Below are 1176 nucleotides of genomic sequence, written 5' to 3'. Positions count from 1 at the left end.
CGTGGTCTGGCTGCGCAGCGGCATCGTGCTCGCGCCGTCGGGCGGGGCGCTCGGCCGGATGCTGCCGCTCCTGCGCCTGGGCTTGGGCGGGCCGCTCGGCGGCGGCCGACAGTGGTGGAGCTGGATCACGCTGGCCGACGAGGTCGCGGTGATCCGGCACGTCATCGACGCGAACGTCCGCGGGCCCGTGAACGCCGTCGCGCCCGAGCCCACCACCAACCGGGAGCTGACCAGGGCGCTCGCCCGGGCGCTGTCCCGGCCGGCAGGGCTGGCGGTGCCGCGGTTCGCACTACGGCTCGCGGTCGGGCAGTTCGCCGACGACCTGACGGCCTCGCAGCGCGTGGTGCCCGCCGTGCTGAACCGCACGGGGTTCACCTGGACACACGCCGGCCCGGAGGCGGCGGCCCGCTGGGTAGCGGGCCGCCCGGCCTCCGGAGCCTAGCTGTACTGATCGTCCGGACCGTCGACCGCGCGGCCGGCCCGCTGATCACGTAGACGCCTGGCGGGTCAGCGGACCTCGCTCACCCGCCAGCCGCCCGGGGTCCAGACCAGGGTCAGGTCCGCCGACTCCTTCGAGGCGGGCACGGCCGTCTCGCCGCCGTCGGACACCTGCATGTGCGCCGTGATCGTGTACTCGATCCGGACGACCGCCTCGATCGGCACCCGCTTGTTCGACGCCTTGCTCTCGCCGGAGTCCGACGTCTGGGTCGTCTTGTTCGACGTCGTGGTCGCGCTCTGCACGGCCGACGCGGCGCCTGGGCCCTGCGTCACGACCTCGGTGGAGCTGATCTCGGCGGAGGCGCCGACCACCTGGGCCTTGTTCTGCTTGAGCTCCTCGAGGATCTGCTGGTCGGCCCGGTAGGCCGGCGAACCCTTGAGGTTGACCATGCTGATGTCGGACACCGCGCCCGCCAGCAGGGCCAGGCGGCGCTCGGTCAGCTCGACCGCGGCGCCCGCAGGGTCCTTGGCATTGCTCACCGGGTTGATGCCGCCCCACACGGGGGTCGAGGGTTCGGGCGACGGCGCCGCGACCGCGGGCTCCTCGCCGCCGAAGGCCTCGGGGATCGCGGTGACGCCCGCGGAGATCCCCGCGACGACACCGGCCGCGATCATCACGGACGCGAGCACGGTGCCCACGGTGGTGCGCGGCTCGACGGCCTTGGCCCCCGGCCGGGC

The 1176-nt window shown here is 74.4% G+C and carries 2 protein-coding genes; one reads left to right on the top strand and one right to left on the bottom strand.

Annotation, left to right across the window (positions count from 1 at the left end; genetic code table 11):
* The coding region (locus PROKR_RS20150) for a DUF1731 domain-containing protein (protein ID WP_157602322.1) at window positions 1-442 on the top strand (442 nt) is incomplete at its 5' end.
* A gap of 65 nt (window positions 443-507) precedes the next feature.
* On the opposite strand, the gene PROKR_RS35590 is transcribed toward PROKR_RS20150, so the two are convergent.
* A partial coding sequence (locus tag PROKR_RS35590; RefSeq protein ID WP_036966376.1) for a hypothetical protein occupies window positions 508-1176 on the bottom strand: 669 nt, incomplete at its 5' end.

The sequence above is a fragment of the Promicromonospora kroppenstedtii DSM 19349 genome (assembly GCF_000515355.1).
Classification (GTDB): Bacteria; Actinomycetota; Actinomycetes; order Actinomycetales; family Cellulomonadaceae; genus Promicromonospora; species Promicromonospora kroppenstedtii.
The sequence above is the reverse complement of the archived record's forward strand: the minus strand, read 5'-3'. Positions and strand labels throughout refer to the sequence as shown.